Consider the following 15057-nt stretch of genomic DNA (forward strand, 5'->3'; position numbering starts at 1 on the left):
ATGAGTATCAGCGCTGCCGCAGCCGGCGGTTGACCCGGCGTGCCAGATAATCGCCCGCGCTCTGCACGAGCTGCACCAGCGCGATCAGCACGACCACGACGGCCAGCATCATCTCCGGCATGAAGCGCTGATAGCCGTAGCGGATGCCGAGATCGCCGAGTCCGCCGCCGCCGACGGCACCGACCATGGCGGAGTAGCCGAGCAGGCTGACCACCGCGAGCGTCAGCGCCAGCAGCAGGCCGGGCAACGCTTCGGGGATCAGTACCTTGAGAACGATCTGGATCGGTGATGCCCCGAACGAGGACGCGGTTTCGATCAGGCCGCCATCGACCTCGCGGATCGCGGCCTCGACCAGACGCGCGATGAACGGCGTCGATGCGATGACCAGCGGCACGATCGCCGCGGTCGATCCGATCGAGGTGCCGGCAATGAGCCGCGTGAACGGGATGATGGCGACGACCAGGATGATGAAGGGCGTGGAGCGCGTCGCATTGACGACCATGCCGAGCACGCGATTGATGGTGGGCGCCGCGAACAGCTCGCCTTTCCGGCTGGTCGCGAGGAACACGCCGAGCGGCAGGCCGAAGGCGGTGCCGAGCAGTGCCGCGATGCCGACCATGTACAGGCTTTCGCCTGTTGCCTGGACGATGAGGTTGATGAGTTCAGGCGACATAGCCGAGACGCTCCGCCGGGAGTTGATATTGAGAGAGCCAGGCGAGCGTGCGCGTCACCGCGTCCTCGCCACCGGGAATACCGAGGGTCAATGAGCCCACATGCTGGCCGCCGATCTCGTCGATGCGCGCCGACAGCAGCGCCACGTCGAGACCGAGCTCGCGGGCAAGCCGCGCCACCACCGTGTCGCCGGCCCCTGCCCCGCGCACCTGGACGCGGATCACGGCCTGCCCGCCCGCAGACGGCTCTGGTACGATCCGGCTCGCCAGCGAGACCGGCAGGCTGTCGCCGATGACCTCGGCCAGGAAAGACTGTGTGATCGGGTGTTTGGGATGGGTGAAGATATCGGCGACATGGCCGCTCTCGACGACGTGGCCGGCATCGAGTACCACGACTTCCTTGGCGAGCTGTCGCACCACGGACATTTCGTGGGTGATCAGCACGATGGTCACGCCAAGCTCGCGGTTGATGTTGGCAAGCAGATCGAGGATCGCGCGCGTGGTCTGCGGGTCGAGCGCCGAGGTCGCCTCGTCCGACAGCAGCACGCTCGGCCGCGTCGCCAGCGCACGGGCAATGCCGACGCGCTGCTTCTGGCCGCCCGAGAGTTCGGAAGGATAGCGGTCGTGCTTGTCGGCGATGCCGACCAGCGCCAGCAGCTCGGCGACGCGGGCCTTGATGTCGGACTTGGCCCAGCCGGCGATCTCCAGCGGCAGCGCGATGTTGTCGGCCGCCGTACGCGACGACAGCAGGTTGAAATGCTGGAAGATCATCCCGATCGAGCGCTGCGCCAGCCGCAATTCGCGGCCGGCCAGCGCCGAGATATCGCTGTTATCGACGATCACGCGGCCCGTGGTCGGCTTCTCCAGCCCGTTGATCAGCCGGACCAGGCTCGACTTGCCGGCGCCGGAGCGGCCGATGACGCCGGTGATCGAGCTGCGCGCAATCGCGAAGTCGATGTCTTGCAGCGCGTTGACGCCGGGCTTGCCGCGATAGGCCGGATAGATCTTCGAGATGCCCTCGAAACGGACCATCGCGTCAGCGTTTCGGGCGGCAGGTGAAATCGCTTCAAGCGTTTCGATCTTCTGTCCGATCGCGAGCGATTGGTGGGCGTTCATGGGGGCGGCCTTCATGCACAACAGTTCCTGCTGCCCCCGTGGGGCATGCGGGAACCGGTCGCGTCAAGCGACGGAGAGTGAAATCGCGGCGAGGGTTCCGGTGGAACGCGCTGCACTGCAGCACGCACCATCGCCTTTTCAGGTCTTCCTTGCAATGTCAGATATTTGCGGGGAGTTGGACGAAGTTTTCCTAATCCCACCCCGGCGAAGAAAATTCGTCTGCCGGGGGTATGAGCTTCCGGCCCCGCTCAACTGATCTGCAACCAGGGCAGCACGATCAGCAGCAGTCCCGCAAAATAGAGCAGCCCGAACAGCAGCCCAAAGCCCCAGAACTGGCCCTTCCCGATGTAGCCGCTGCCGAAATACATCGGCGCGGGTCCCGTCGCGTAAGGCGAGATCACGCCCATCAGGCCGAGCGAATACATGCAGAGCATGGCGAGCGTCGTGACCGGCAGGCCGGGGATGCCCGATCCGACCGCGAGCACCACCGGCAGCACGGCCGCCGCATGCGAGGTGATGCTCGAGAAGAAGTAGTGGATCCAGAAGAACAGCGCGACCAGCAGGATCATCGCGGTCGACGGCGACAGCCCCGCGAGCGGTTTGGCGTATTCGGTCGCGAACCATTTGATGAAGCCGATCTCGTTGAGGCCCGAGGCCAGCGTCAGCAGCGAGGTGAAATAGAAGAACACCTCCCAGGCGCTCTTCTCGCTGACGATGTCGGCGAACTCGATCACGCCCGTCACCAGCATCAGCGAGATCACGATGAACACGACGGTGGTGGCGTTGACGAAGTTCGAGCCGAGCAGCGGCACGTGGATGTCCGGGCTCGAGCCCGCGATCCACAGGAACATCGCGAGGATGATCAGAGCCAGCATGATCCACTCGTTGCGCGACATCGGGCCCATCTCGCTGACCTCCCTGGCCGCCCATTCGGAGATCTCCGGGCTGTGCTTCACCTCGGGACGGCAGACCACATAGCTGAGCAGCGGAACGAGGATCATCAGGAGGATGCCGAGCGGCGCAAAGCCGACGAACCACTGCGCCCAGCTCACCTCGACGCCGGCGGTCCTCTTGGCGATCGCAAGCGCGGCCGCATTGGGCGCGAGCGCGGTGAAGAACAGCGAGCTGGTAATCGCGGTTGCCGCAAACGCCGTCCACATCACATAGGTGCCGATCTTGCCGGCGGTCGGTCCCGGCTCGGAGCCGTAGATGCGCGGGATGTTGCTGATGATGGGATAGACGATGCCGCCGCTGCGCGCGGTGTTGGATGGCGTCGCTGGTGCCAGCAGGAAGTCCGACATCGCCACCGCATAGCCGAGACCGAGCGTGTTGCGGCCGAGCTTCTGCACCAGCACCAGCGCGATGCGGCGGCCGAGCTGGCTCTTGCGATAACCGATCGAGAATACGAAGGCGCCGACGATCAGCCACACCGTGCTCTCGGCAAAGCCCGCGAGCATCCAGCGCAGCGACTTGCCGGGATCGGGATCGATATAGCCGGCGACGCCAGCGACCGTCAGCCCGATGAACCCGACCGCGCCGACCGGCATCGATTCCAGGATGAGTCCGGTCATGACGGCCGCGAACACGGCAAAATAGTGCCATTGATTGGCGTTGAGACCCGTCGGCACCGGCCACAGATAGATGGCCAGCCACACCACGAGCGGCGCGATCAGCTTCCAGCTAAACCCTTTTGCCTGAGGCGTCTGCGAGCTAGCGGCCATGGGCCCTCCCCCCTCGATTGTCGTCGCATTGTACCGCCCGTTGGCCGAGCCGTTTTTGTCCTAGCGCGGCGTATACGGACTGTCCGCGGCGCGATCAATGGCCTGACTTCACGTTCTACCGCCCCTTGCTACCGCCCCTTGAAGCGCGGTTTGCGGCGGGTCAGGAACGCCTCGATGCCCTCCTTGTGGTCTTCGGTGAGACTCGCCAGCGCGAACTGGTCGACGTCCATGTGGCTGGCGAGATCGTCCAGCGCATGTGCCAGCCGGTTGACGGTCAGCTTGGTCATTGCGACTGAGAGCGGCGGCTGCGCGGCGACCTTCCGGGCAAGCTCCATGGCGGCATCGAACGCATGGCCGGGATCGGCCACCTGCTCCACCAGGCCCCATTCATAGGCCTCATCAGCGCTGATGCGCTGGTCGGCCAGGATCACCGCCTGCTTGGTGCGGGCCGGCCCGATCAGATGCAGCATGCGCGGGATGCTCTGCCAGCTCATGTTCATGCCGAGCCCGATCTCGGGCACGCGCAGATGCGCGTCGTGCCCCATCACGCGGAAGTCGAGCGCCACGGCCAGCGCGACGCCGCCGCCGACGCAAAAACCCTCGATGGCGGCGATCGTGATCTGCTCCATCTCATGCCAGGCGTGGGTCAGACGCGGCCCGAGCTTGAGATGCCGCCGCAGCGTGCCGAGATCCATGTCCTTGCGCGAGCGGCCCTCGGCATCCTTGAGGTCGAAGCCGGCGCTGAAGGCGCTGGTGCTGCCCGTCAGAACCACGACGGACGTTGCGGCATCATCCTCGAAGCTGCGCGCGGCCGCGGTGAGCTGGCGCAGTGCCTCCGGCGAGAGCGCGTTGATGCCGTCGCCGCGGTCGAACCGCACCACCGCAATCCGCCCCTCCGGTCCGAGGCCCTTCTCGATCGTCACGAAGTTCGTCACCAATGTCTCCCAATCCGCTTTGCTGCGAGGCTAGCCTACATCCGGCCTCACGAATATGGGACCCGGTTGCGCCCCAGCGCATACTCGACAGGCAGGGACCATTGCGCCTATCTTTGCGCCATGAGCCACGATCACGACCATCATCACGACCATTCCGAGCTGTCGGAGACCGAGCTGCGCGTGCGCGCGCTCGAGACGATCCTGACAGAAAAAGGCTATGTCGAGCCGGCCGCGCTCGACGCCATCATCCAGGCCTATGAGACCAGGATCGGACCGCACAATGGCGCGCGCGTCGTCGCCAAGGCCTGGACCGATCCGGCGTTCAAGAAGGCGCTGCTAGAGGATGGCTCGAAGGCCATCGGCACGCTCGGCCATGTCAGCCGCGTCGGCGACCATCTCGTCGTGGTCGAGAACACGCCGGAGCGACACAACATGGTCGTGTGCACGCTGTGCTCCTGCTACCCTTGGGAGATGCTGGGGCTGCCGCCGGTCTGGTACAAGGCTGCGCCCTATCGCTCGCGCGCGGTGAAGGACCCGCGCGGCGTGCTCGCCGATTTCGACGTCACCCTGCCGAAGGACATGGAAATCCGTGTCTGGGATTCGACGGCCGAGACCCGCTTCCTGGTGCTGCCGATGCGCCCCGCGGGCACCGAAGGCTGGAGTGAGGAGCAGCTCGCCGAACTCGTCACGCGCGATTCCATGATCGGCACCGGCTTTCCCAAGACGCCTGGAGCGCCCTCGTGAACGGCGTCCACGACATGGGCGGCATGGACGGGTTCGGCAAGGTCGAGGCCGAGCCGAACGAGCCGATGTTTCACGAGGAGTGGGAATCGCGTGTTCTCGCCATGGTGCGCGCGATGGGCGCGGCGGGCGCCTTCAACATCGACACCTCGCGCTTCTATCGCGAGACGCTGCCGCCGCACGACTATCTCTCGAGCTCCTACTACAAGAAATGGTTTCTCGGGCTCGAGGAGATGCTGATCGAGAAGGGCTACCTCACCCGGGAGGAGGTCGCCGCCGGCCACGCGATGCAGCCTGCAAAGGCGCTCAAGCACGGCAAGTTCGACCTCGCCAATGTCGAGCGCGTCATGGTGCGCGGCAAGTTCGCCCGCCCTGCTCCGGCGCCGGCAAAATTCAACATCGGCGATCGCGTCCGCGCCAAGAACATTCATCCGACCACGCATACGCGGCTGCCGCGCTATGTGCGCGGCCATGTCGGTGTCGTCGAGCTGAACCACGGCTGCCACGTATTTCCGGATTCGGCGGCGATGGAGCTCGGCGAAAATCCGCAATGGCTTTACACGGTCGTATTCGAGGGCCGCGACCTCTGGGGCGCGGACGGTGATCCGACCTTGAAGGTGTCGATCGACGCCTTCGAACCCTATCTGGACCCGGCGTGATGAGCAGCCCGGCTGCGGCCGCTGCGACGGCGGCCATTCCGAGCATTCCGCGCGATGACGACGGCCCGGTGTTCCGCGCACCCTGGGAAGCGCATGCGTTTGCGATGGCGCTGACGCTGCACGAGCGCGGCGTGTTCACCTGGCCGGAATGGGCCGCAGCCTTGGCCTCCGAGATCAAGCGCGCCCAAGCCGCCGGCGACCCTGACACGGGCGAGACCTATTACCTGCACTGGCTCGCCACGCTGGAAGGTTTGGTTGCAAGCAAGGGCGTCGCATCGGCGGAGACGCTGCACCGCTACCGCGACGCCTGGGACCACGCCGCGGATCGTACGCCGCACGGTAAGCCGATCGAGCTGCGGCCGGAGGATTTTCGGTAGGTCGGTAAGAGGCACGCTCGTGCCAAGCCCTCCGCTGTCATTCCCCGCGAAAGCGGGGAATCCAGTAGGCCGCGGCCTCTCGACTCAAGCACGGTCTCTGGGATACTGGATCACCCGCTTTCGCGGGTGATGACACCGAATATGTGGCCTCAGCGGCCCGCCGCAAACTCCCGCCATCCCTTCGCCCGCAAACTGCACGCCGGGCACTCGCCGCACCCGAAACCCCACTCATGCTGCGCGCCGCGTTCGCCGAGATAGCAGGTGTGCGAGTGCTCGCGGATGAGATCGACCAGTCCTGCGCCACCGAGGTCGTGAGCGAGCTTCCACGTCGCCGCCTTGTCGATCCACATCAGCGGCGTATGCAGCTCGAATTGCCTGGCCATGCCGAGCGAGAGCGCGGCCTGCATGGCGCGGATGGTGTCGTCGCGGCAATCGGGGTAGCCGGAATAATCGGTCTCGCACATGCCGCCGACGATGTGGGTGATGCCGCGCCGGTAGGCGAGCGCCGCGGCAAACGTCAGGAACACCAGGTTGCGGCCGGGCACGAACGTATTCGGCAGGCCGTCGGCGCCCATCGCGATGGCGACGTCGCGCGTCAGCGCCGTCTCGGACACAGCCGCCAGCGTCGGAATCGACAGCGTGTGGCTCTCGCCGAGCCTTGCGGCCCAATCGGCACGCAGCCCCTTGATGCCGTCGAACAGCCGGTCGCGGCAGGCGAGTTCGATGGCATGGCGCTGGCCATACTCGAAACCCAGTGTCTCCACGCGTGCAAAGCGGCTGAGCGCCCAGGCGAGGCAGGTGGTGGAATCCTGGCCGCCGGAAAAGAGCACCAGGGCGGTTTGTGATGAAAATGCGTCACTCATGGCCCGCGCTTTAGCACTGCGGGCGCGGCTCGCCAATCTGCCGCCAATCGGTGGAAATCGGCCTGTTCCGCAGCGCCGCGCTGGGAACGGCGGGCCGCTTTTGGCATAAGGCTTTGGAGCCAGGAGACTGCCCCGCAATGACCCCTTCCCGCGACATTTCCCGTCTGATCGAGATCATGGCGGCGCTGCGCACGCCGGTGACCGGCTGCCCCTGGGACCTCGAGCAGAATTTCGCGACGATCGCGCCCTACACGATCGAGGAGGCCTATGAGGTGGTCGAGGCCATCAGCCGCGGCGATCTCGACGATCTGCGCGAGGAGCTCGGTGACCTCCTGCTCCAGGTCGTGTTTCACGCCCAGATGGCTTCAGAACAGAATGCCTTTACCTTCGGCGACGTCGTGGAGGCCATCACCCGCAAGATGATCCGGCGCCACCCTCATGTCTTCGCCGACAAGGACGGCAACCTCGCCTCCTCCCACGTCAAGGAGGTCTGGGACCGCATCAAGGCCGAGGAGAAAGCCGAACGTGCGGCTCGCCGGCCGCCGGAGGAAACGCCGACGCACAAGTCGTTACTCTCGGGCGTCAAGGCCGGTCAGCCCGCGCTGACGCGCGCGATGGAGCTCCAGCGCAAGGCCTCCACCGTCGGCTTCGACTGGAACGACCCGCGCGCGGTGCTGGCGAAAATCCGCGAAGAAGCCGACGAGATCGAGGCGGCGCTCGACCGCAACGACAGCGAGGGGCTGGCGGAGGAAACCGGCGATCTGATGTTCGCACTCGTCAATCTCGCCCGCCACGTCGACGCCGATCCGGAAGCCGCGCTACGCGCGACGAATGCAAAGTTCGAGCGGCGCTTCGCCTTCATCGAGCGCGCGCTTGAGGCGCAAGGGCGGACGCTCGAGCAGGCGTCGCTGGCGGAGATGGACGCGCTGTGGAACGCGGCGAAGAGTGAGGGGAAACCGGTATCAGAGACTCGCTCGCAGGCCCGCCGCTAGCGTTGTGGCCTGCTCCATCGGTGTACCCGCAAGGATCGAAGCGGTCGCGAAGGAGATATAGGTCAGCATCTTTTCCCGAATGCAGCGAGGCGGTCATGGCGGATCGCAGTCAAGCCATGAAACCGTCACGACAAGCAGTCTAGAGTTGAGCAACGGAGCCCGCGCAGCCGAAATCCCACCTCAGGTGAGTGCGATGCCATTAAAGCACTATTCGGTCCTCAAAGGACGCCCGATCGCGATGCGTTTCGGCACCGGCCAGTCGCCGCACTATCAAGTCCATGTCGTGGCCGACAACGCGGATTTCCGCATCGCCGTCAATGTGCAGTCAGCCGACGGAAGCGAAGTCGAGTTCCTGGTGCGATCGCACTTTGTCCATCCGATCACCGATCATCTCGCGGCGCTGCCGGAGGGCCTGCACCCGCAGCCGCCGAAGCCGGCCAGCATCGCGCTGGACTTCATTCGCGGCAATCTGATGCAGCCCCAGGAGATGATCCCGCTGCCGCTGTCCGTGCCCGGACCCGACAATGACCTCAACGAGAAGCTCGACCAGTTCGTCCAGCGCGCGCTCTCAAACGAAAGCGCGATGATCTACGCATTCGGTGAGACATGGGGGCCGGAGACCAAGGCGGACAATTATTTCGGCTTCCGGCCGGGCCGCGGCATTCACGATATCCATATGAATCAGGGAAATCCAATCGGACGATTCTCGGGCGACAACGGGCCATGGCAAGACGGCGGGCTGGTGTTCGAATTCCCGGATCAGAAGCTATGGACGGCGGTCTTCCTCAAATTCCAGACCCAGGCCTGGCACACCGACGACAAGACCGGTGACCCCATCGATCTCGGCGCTCCGACACAGCCGCCAGATCCGACCGCTCCTCCGACCGGGCAAATGCCTGACGGACTCGTGCGCATCATCGCAGCACTCGTCAATGCCTTGAAGACGCCTGAGCGGGAAGTCGTCACGCTGCTCAATACGGCCGATCGCGACATCGATCTCACCGGCTGGATGCTGGCCGACAAGCAGAAGAACAAGATGGTCCTGTCAGGGAAGATCGCGGCCGGGGGCACGCTCGCCGTCGTCGTGCAGAAGCCGATGGAATTGTCGAACCAGGGCGGCATCATTTCGCTGCTGGACGAGCGCGGGATCAAGATCCACGGCGTCGCCTATACCAAGGCGCAGGCGAAGAATCCGGGCCTGACCATTCCATTCTAGCGTTACGCGTCTCAACCCGGAAACGCGGATATGGTCGATATCGCACGCAGGCCGGTCGGGCGCACCGCGCCCTTCGGATCACGCCACGCGCGGCACGGCATCGAACCGGTTCACCACGATATCCCGCTTGGTCTCGTCGACCCGCACCGTCATGTCGAAGCGGCCGTCGTGCAGCTCTTTGGCCAGCACCTCGGAATTCCTGTGCAGCCAGCTGATGCCGGCGCCGTCGGCGGCGTCGATGGAGAGATCGAGCGTGGTGCGCTTTGCGGCGAGACGTTCCTCGATGGCCGCAAGCAGTGCATCGATCCCCTCGCCTGACACGGCCGAGACCAGCATCGCCGGATGATCTTCCGGCCGGCGCGCGGCGATGTTCAAAAGCTCTTCGCGCTTGTCAGGCTCGTAACGGTCGATCTTGTTCCAGACCTCGATGATGCGGCCACTGTCGTCGGGATTGATGCCGAGCTGGCGCAGCACGGCGTCGACGTCGCCCTGCTGGGCCTCGGCATCCTCGTGCGAGATGTCGCGCACATGCAGGATGACGTCGGCTTCCAGCACCTCTTCCAGCGTGGCGCGGAAGGCGGCGACGAGCTGGGTCGGCAGGTTGGAGATGAAGCCGACGGTGTCGGACAGCATCGCCTTGCCGCCATGCGGCAAAGTGAGCGCGCGCAGGGTCGGATCGAGTGTTGCGAACAGCATGTCGGCGGCCTGAACGTCGGCGCGGGTCAGGCGGTTGAACAGCGTCGACTTGCCGGCATTGGTGTAGCCGACCAGCGCGACGACGCGATACGGCACGCGCTGGCGTCCGGCGCGATGCAGCCGCCGCGTCGCCTGCACCTTCTTCAGCTCGCCCTCGAGTTTCGAGATGCGCTCCTGGATCAGGCGGCGATCGGCTTCGATCTGCGTCTCGCCGGGACCGCCCATGAAGCCGAAGCCGCCACGCTGGCGTTCCAGATGGGTCCAGGAGCGAACGAGGCGCGAGCGCTGGTAGTTGAGATGCGCAAGCTCGACCTGGAGCGAGCCTTCCTTGGTCTTGGCGCGGCGGCCGAAGATTTCCAGGATGAGCCCGGTGCGGTCGAGCACCTTGGCGTGCAATTCCTTCTCGAGATTGCGCTGCTGGATCGGCGCCAGCGCGCAATCCATCACGACGAGCTCGACATCGAGGCTCTTGGCCAGCGCGGCGATCTCCTCGACCTTGCCCTTGCCGATATAGGTCGCGGGGCGGATCTGGCTGATCGGCGCGATAATGGCGTCGGCAATGACGAGGTCGATCGCCCGCGCGAGGCCGGCGGCCTCATCGAGCCGGGCCTCCGCGTCACGCTGAACATGGCTTTCCGATTGCGCGTCGGCACCGCCCGCGCGCACACGCAAGTAGGGGCCGATGACAAGCACCCGCCCCGTCTGCTTCGCCCCTGCCGACCGCGGACGGTCGGCCTCCCCGTCGAAATTCCGGGGTTCCAATCAGATCACTCTCAAGCCGGCTGATCCTCGCCGCCTTCGAACAACTGGATCGGAGCGCCCGGCATGATGGTCGAGATCGCATGCTTGTAGACAAGCTGCGAGTGACCGTCGCGCCGAAGCAGCAAACAGAAATTGTCGAACCAGGTCACGATGCCCTGGAGCTTCACTCCGTTGACCAGAAAGATCGTCAGTGGCGTCTTGGTTTTGCGAACGTGATTGAGGAAGGTGTCCTGTAGGTTTTGTGCGCGGTCTGCCGCCATTGTTTTTTTCTCGCTTTGAGTTTCTTTTTATTGCGCCGGTTGCGGCCCTCTTTGTGACATTCGGGGCCTCTTCCGGTTGCCATTCCTCATGAGATCCCCCTCGGAGGAACAGCGGTTCGATTAGAGGACAGGACGGGTTATTAGGCAAGCCGCTTCACGCGGCAGGCCACGCCCAATTGCCCCGAAAAACTACGGAAATCGATGATTTTCCTCGCTAATCCCTGAGGTGCGGCCGCGACGTCGCGGTGTCAGCCGACACCGAGCGCCTTCAGCTTCCGGTGCAACGCCGAACGTTCCATGCCAACAAACTCAGCCGTGCGAGAAATATTTCCTGAAAAACGGCTAATCTGTGCAATCAAATAGTCGCGCTCGAACACTTCGCGCGCTTCGCGCAGCGGCAGCCCCATGATGTGCTCGCCATTGTTGCTGGTCGGCATCGCCGGCACCATCGAGCCGACGTCCTGCGGCAGCATGTCGGCGGTGATAATCACCTCCGGTCCGCCCGCGGCCAGAATCATGACTCTCTCAACGTTGTTGCGAAGCTGGCGTACGTTGCCGGGCCACACATGCGATTGCAGCACCGCCATCGCGTCCTGCCCGATCTGCCGCTTGGGCAGGCCGCTGCCGGCCGAGATCTGCTCCATGAAATAGTCGATCAATTCCGGAATGTCCTCGCGCCGCTCCGAGAGCGCGGGCACGCGGATCGGCACCACCGAGAGCCGATGATAGAGGTCTTCGCGGAAATGGCCGGCCGCGATCTCCTCTTCGAGATTTCGCGCGGTGGAGGAGATGATGCGGACGTCGACCTGCACCTTGCCGGTGCCGCCGACGCGCTGGAACGACTGCTCGACCAGCACGCGCAAAATCTTGTTCTGGGTCTCGCGCGGCATGTCCGCGATCTCGTCGATGAACAGCGTGCCGCCATGGGCTTCCTCGAGCGCACCGGGCTTGCGCGCCTGCTCGCCGTTAGATTGCTCGACACCGAACATCTCGTGCTCCATGCGCTCCGGCGTGATCGCGGCGGCATTGATCACGACGAACGGACCATCGGCGCGGCCCGAGGCCGTATGCAGCGTGCGCGCGGTCAGCTCCTTGCCGGCGCCGGCCGGGCCGACGATCAGGATGCGGCTGTTGGCTTTGGCCGCGCGATCGATGGTCTGGCGCAGCTGGTTCATGCTCGGCGAGCGGCCGACGAGCGAGCTTGCACTCGGCGCGAGTTGCTTCAGCTCCTTGACCTCGCGCTTGAGCCGCGAGTTCTCGAGCGCTCTGTTCGCGACCAGGATCAGCCGGTCGGCCTTGAACGGCTTCTCGATGAAGTCGTAGGCGCCGCGCTTGATCGCGGCGACCGCGGTCTCGATGTTGCCGTGGCCGGAGATCATCACGACCGGCAGATCGGCATTGTCCTTCTTGACCTGCTCCAGCAGCTGCAAGCCGTCGAGCTTGGAGCCCTGGAGCCAGATGTCGAGAAACACCAGATGCGGCCTGCGATTGGCGATCTCGGCGAGCGCCGTATCGCTGTCGCGGGCGGTCCGGGTCACGAAGCCCTCGTCTTCGAGAATGCCCGCAACGAGATCGCGAATATCGGCCTCATCATCGACAATCAGAATTTCACTTGCCATGGTTCGCGCCTGTCTTGTCAGATGCCTGTTGAGGCTTCGATCTTCGTTGAATCATTGGTCTTTTCAGCCGCCTCTTTGGTTTCGGCGGCCGGCTGTTTTGTTTCGGGCGGCTTGGCGATGTCCGTGACCGCGTTTGCGGCCGACGATGCCTGCACGGTCCCCTCGCCCTTCGCGGGGGCACCGGAGATCGCAAAACGCATCCGCATCCACGCGCCGCGCTGGCCCTCGCGGAAATCGGAAGCGTCCTTCAGCTCGATACGCCCGCCATGGTCTTCGAGCACGCGGCCGACGATCGCCAGGCCAAGGCCGGTGCCCTTGGCCCGCGTCGTCACATAAGGCTCGAGGAGGCGCGAGCGCGCGACCTTGGGCAGGCCGATGCCGTTGTCGATGACGTCGATCAGCACGTCCTCGCCCTCGCGCGAGACTACGACGTCGATGCGGCCCTTGCCGTAATCCTTGCCGAGCTCCTCCGGCGGCACCTGCTCGACGGCCTCCGTGGCGTTCTTGACGATGTTGGTGACCGCCTGCGAGATCAGCCGCCGGTCGAACTGCGCGCGCAGCGGATCTTCCTTGAATTCGGCCTCGATATCGATCTCGGGATGGGCGACCTTCATCAGGAACACCGCCTGCCGCACGGTGTCGGCGACGTCCTCGCCCTCCATCACCGGCTTCGGCATCCGTGCGAAACGCGAGAACTCGTCGACCATGCGGCGGATATCGTCGACCTGGCGCACGATGGTATCGGTGCACTGCTCGAAGATCTGCTTGTCCTTGGTCTCGGTGATGTCCTTGCCGAACTTGCGGCGGATGCGCTCGGCCGAGAGCTGGATCGGCGTCAGCGGATTCTTGATCTCATGCGCGATGCGGCGCGCGACGTCGCCCCAGGCCGAGGTGCGCTGCGCCGAGACCAGTTCGGTGATGTCGTCGAGCGTGATGATGTAGCTGTCGTGCGGCTGGCTGGTCTTCTCGGCGCTGACGCGGACCGACAGGTTGCGCTCGGTGCCGTCGCGCGTGATCGTGATCTGGCCCTGCACCAGGCGCTGGGTCCCTTCCCGCGCCGTCTTCATCATCTCCTCGAGCTCGGGCAGCACGTCGGAGAGCGGATGGCCGAGCGTCTCGGCTTCGGAGTGCCCGATCAGCTTCTCGGCGGAGCGGTTGAGGATGCCGACGCTGCCCGAATTGTCGACGCCGATGATGCCGGCGCTCGCCGAGGACAGCACGGCCTCGATGAAGCGGCGGCGGCTGTCGATGAGATCGCTGGCGTTGACGAGCTCGTCACGCTGGCTGCGCAATTCCTGCGTCATCTTGTTGAAGGTCTCACCCAGCTGGGCGAGGTCGCCTTCCGACTGGTGCACGGGCACCTTCACATGGAGGTCGCCGGTCGAGACCGTGTGTGCCGCGTTCATCAGCCGCCGGATCGGGGCCACCAGCGAGTTGGCGAAGTTGAGGCCGATCAACACCGAGGCCATCAGGATGGTCAGCGCGATCACCGCGAACATCAGCGCGAAGGCGACCTGGATGCCGAGCCGGCGCGACTCGATCTGGGCGTATTCGGCGACGCTGACTTCGGTCTGCTTGAGCTGGTTGACGACGTTCGGATCGAGCGGCCGCGCGACATAAAGGAAGGTGTCGCTGAAGGCGCGCAGGCGGATCACCGCGGCGACGAAGCTCGCATCCGGCAGCACGGCGATCTCGGGCTCGGATTCGTTGACGTTGCTGAGGAAGTCCGGCGCCGGCGGCGAATAGGCGAGCCGCATGCCGGTGTCGGCCGATTCGAGGATATTGGTGTTCTTGTCGATGATCATCGCGCCCGGCAGGTTGCGGGAGCCGGCGCTGGCGGTCAGCAGCTCGCGGAACGAGCGGCGGTCCTGGTCGTAGAGCGGCCGGGCGTGGGCGATGTCATTGGCCATGCCGAGAATGTCGCCGCGGATCAGCTGTGCGTGGTCCTGCATGTAGGCGCGCGCGATCGTCAGCGAATTCTGGATCACCTCCTTGGTCGGGCCGGAGAACAGCCGGTCGAGGCCGCGCTCGATGGTGACGTTGGCGACGACGGCGACCAGCACCGCCGGCAGCACCGCCACGATCGAGAACAGGCTGACGATCTGGACATGGAGGCGCGCCGCCGCCCGGCCCCGCCGCCGCGCCAGGATCAACTGCCAGAGCTCGCGGACGATGATGCCAACCAGCAGCAGGATCGTGGCCGCATTGATCAGATAGAAGGAGCGCGGACCACCTCCGGCGTCGGCTCGATCCTCGTGAGACCGGTCAGGACCAGGAAGGTCAGGAGGGCCGACAGCAACGCCATCGCCACGGCAAGGGGTGCCAGCCAGCGTCGCACCGACCAACGCCGGGGCTCTTCCGCTGGGGCCGTGTCGAAGTGTGCGGCCGAGGTATCTGCGCTGGTCATTCCGGCAATGGTGCTGAAAACG

General features: G+C 65.0%; 13 protein-coding genes and 1 pseudogene. 5 read left to right on the forward strand and 9 right to left on the reverse strand.

Annotated elements, in window-relative coordinates; all coding sequences use genetic code 11:
• Positions 1 to 7: 7 nt before the first annotated feature.
• From ACVJ5M_RS25200 to ACVJ5M_RS25215, 4 genes are all read right to left on the reverse strand, one after another.
• Positions 8 to 673: a methionine ABC transporter permease gene (locus ACVJ5M_RS25200; RefSeq protein WP_063983310.1), complete on the reverse strand. Its 666-nt coding sequence runs from the start codon at positions 671 to 673 to the stop codon at positions 8 to 10.
• Positions 663 to 1802: a methionine ABC transporter ATP-binding protein gene (locus tag ACVJ5M_RS25205; RefSeq protein ID WP_187387699.1), complete on the reverse strand. Its 1140-nt coding sequence runs from the start codon at positions 1800 to 1802 to the stop codon at positions 663 to 665. Before ACVJ5M_RS25205 ends, ACVJ5M_RS25200 begins: the two co-directional genes overlap by 11 nt.
• Positions 1803 to 2035: 233 nt before the next feature.
• The gene (locus ACVJ5M_RS25210; RefSeq protein ID WP_354099676.1) at positions 2036 to 3508 is read right to left on the reverse strand and encodes a DASS family sodium-coupled anion symporter; all 1473 of its coding nucleotides are present in this window, start codon (positions 3506 to 3508) and stop codon (positions 2036 to 2038) included.
• Positions 3509 to 3636: 128 nt separating this feature from the next.
• Positions 3637 to 4443: an enoyl-CoA hydratase/isomerase family protein gene (locus ACVJ5M_RS25215; protein WP_063986375.1), complete on the reverse strand. Its 807-nt coding sequence runs from the start codon at positions 4441 to 4443 to the stop codon at positions 3637 to 3639.
• 120 nt (positions 4444 to 4563) lie between these two features.
• Here ACVJ5M_RS25215 and nthA point away from each other — a divergent pair, with 120 nt between their 5' ends.
• The 3 genes from nthA to ACVJ5M_RS25230 are packed head-to-tail and all read left to right on the forward strand — an operon-like array spanning position 4564 to position 6220.
• Positions 4564 to 5187 (forward strand): nitrile hydratase subunit alpha, encoded by a 624-nt coding sequence (gene nthA, locus ACVJ5M_RS25220; protein WP_063983312.1) that lies wholly within the window; start codon positions 4564 to 4566, stop codon positions 5185 to 5187.
• A complete protein-coding gene (gene nthB / locus ACVJ5M_RS25225) occupies positions 5184 to 5843 on the forward strand; it encodes a nitrile hydratase subunit beta (RefSeq protein ID WP_063983313.1) in 660 nt (219 codons plus the stop codon). The genes nthA and nthB overlap by 4 nt, the downstream gene beginning before the upstream one ends.
• The gene (locus tag ACVJ5M_RS25230) at positions 5843 to 6220 is read left to right on the forward strand and encodes a nitrile hydratase accessory protein (protein ID WP_063983314.1); all 378 of its coding nucleotides are present in this window, start codon (positions 5843 to 5845) and stop codon (positions 6218 to 6220) included. The genes nthB and ACVJ5M_RS25230 overlap by 1 nt, the downstream gene beginning before the upstream one ends.
• Before the next feature lie 149 nt (positions 6221 to 6369).
• On the opposite strand, the gene queC is transcribed toward ACVJ5M_RS25230, so the two are convergent.
• Positions 6370 to 7083 carry a 7-cyano-7-deazaguanine synthase QueC gene (queC, locus tag ACVJ5M_RS25235; protein WP_063983315.1) on the reverse strand — a complete coding sequence of 238 codons (714 nt, stop codon included), beginning with the start codon at positions 7081 to 7083 and terminating at the stop codon, positions 6370 to 6372.
• 137 nt (positions 7084 to 7220) lie between these two features.
• Here queC and mazG point away from each other — a divergent pair, with 137 nt between their 5' ends.
• Both mazG and ACVJ5M_RS25245 read left to right on the forward strand, forming a co-directional pair.
• Positions 7221 to 8075: a nucleoside triphosphate pyrophosphohydrolase gene (gene mazG / locus ACVJ5M_RS25240; protein WP_063983316.1), complete on the forward strand. Its 855-nt coding sequence runs from the start codon at positions 7221 to 7223 to the stop codon at positions 8073 to 8075.
• 193 nt (positions 8076 to 8268) lie between these two features.
• Entirely contained in the window at positions 8269 to 9291 is a 1023-nt protein-coding gene (locus ACVJ5M_RS25245) for a DUF2278 family protein (protein ID WP_063983317.1), read from the forward strand.
• A gap of 78 nt (positions 9292 to 9369) precedes the next feature.
• On the opposite strand, the gene hflX is transcribed toward ACVJ5M_RS25245, so the two are convergent.
• From hflX to ACVJ5M_RS25265, 4 genes and pseudogenes are all read right to left on the reverse strand, one after another.
• Complete coding sequence (hflX, locus tag ACVJ5M_RS25250; protein WP_063983318.1) at positions 9370 to 10749, reverse strand: GTPase HflX; 1380 nt, start codon at positions 10747 to 10749, stop codon at positions 9370 to 9372.
• 11 nt (positions 10750 to 10760) lie between these two features.
• Positions 10761 to 11009 (reverse strand): RNA chaperone Hfq, encoded by a 249-nt coding sequence (hfq, locus tag ACVJ5M_RS25255; RefSeq protein ID WP_007591126.1) that lies wholly within the window; start codon positions 11007 to 11009, stop codon positions 10761 to 10763.
• Positions 11010 to 11257: 248 nt separating this feature from the next.
• Complete coding sequence (ntrX, locus tag ACVJ5M_RS25260; protein WP_071914044.1) at positions 11258 to 12628, reverse strand: nitrogen assimilation response regulator NtrX; 1371 nt, start codon at positions 12626 to 12628, stop codon at positions 11258 to 11260.
• A gap of 17 nt (positions 12629 to 12645) precedes the next feature.
• Positions 12646 to 15035 (reverse strand): annotated as a pseudogene (locus tag ACVJ5M_RS25265) (ATP-binding protein).
• Between the last annotated feature and the right edge of the window lie 22 nt (positions 15036 to 15057).

The organism is Bradyrhizobium sp. S3.7.6 (assembly GCF_054061875.1).

Excerpts from the sequence above, each read along its gene's own strand:
- ACVJ5M_RS25200 (WP_063983310.1), bottom strand. The coding sequence starts at position 673 with ATGTCGCCTGAACTCATCAACCTCATCGTCCAGGCAACAGGCGAAAGC.
- ACVJ5M_RS25205 (WP_187387699.1), bottom strand. The coding sequence starts at position 1,802 with ATGAAGGCCGCCCCCATGAACGCCCACCAATCGCTCGCGATCGGACAG.
- ACVJ5M_RS25210 (WP_354099676.1), bottom strand. The coding sequence starts at position 3,508 with ATGGCCGCTAGCTCGCAGACGCCTCAGGCAAAAGGGTTTAGCTGGAAG.
- nthA (WP_063983312.1), top strand. The coding sequence starts at position 4,564 with ATGAGCCACGATCACGACCATCATCACGACCATTCCGAGCTGTCGGAG.
- ACVJ5M_RS25230 (WP_063983314.1), top strand. The coding sequence starts at position 5,843 with ATGAGCAGCCCGGCTGCGGCCGCTGCGACGGCGGCCATTCCGAGCATT.
- queC (WP_063983315.1), bottom strand. The coding sequence starts at position 7,083 with ATGAGTGACGCATTTTCATCACAAACCGCCCTGGTGCTCTTTTCCGGC.
- mazG (WP_063983316.1), top strand. The coding sequence starts at position 7,221 with ATGACCCCTTCCCGCGACATTTCCCGTCTGATCGAGATCATGGCGGCG.
- ACVJ5M_RS25245 (WP_063983317.1), top strand. The coding sequence starts at position 8,269 with ATGCCATTAAAGCACTATTCGGTCCTCAAAGGACGCCCGATCGCGATG.
- hfq (WP_007591126.1), bottom strand. The coding sequence starts at position 11,009 with ATGGCGGCAGACCGCGCACAAAACCTACAGGACACCTTCCTCAATCAC.
- ntrX (WP_071914044.1), bottom strand. The coding sequence starts at position 12,628 with ATGGCAAGTGAAATTCTGATTGTCGATGATGAGGCCGATATTCGCGAT.